This window comes from Veillonella sp. ZSJB6 (assembly GCF_051549505.1).
Classification (GTDB): domain Bacteria; phylum Bacillota; class Negativicutes; order Veillonellales; family Veillonellaceae; genus Veillonella.
The window spans coordinates 1-237 of record NZ_JBPUGE010000182.1; the positions used below are offsets into that span (position 1 = coordinate 1).

The 237-nt window shown below is 52.3% G+C and carries 1 pseudogene; it reads right to left on the bottom strand.

What is annotated here, in order from left to right:
* A pseudogene (locus ACSV5T_RS10350) lies at positions 1-237 on the bottom strand (GTPase ObgE); the annotation flags it as partial.

Here is a 237-nt window from a genome sequence, read left to right on the forward strand (position 1 = left end):
GTTCACCTGGGAAACCTGGGGTGGCACGTCTTGGGGCTTGATTGGTGGAGGTTTTAAAATGAGTATTGCCTTGTCCACCGTCACCGCCTTTGGCAATCATCGCCGTTTGCCCTTTTTTGGTCAAGTCCGCTAAGACCTCACCTGTTTCGGTATCAACCACGGTGGTACCAATGGGCACAGATAGATAGATGTCATCCGCCCCACGACCTGAACAGTTTTTGGCACCGCCATTTTCGC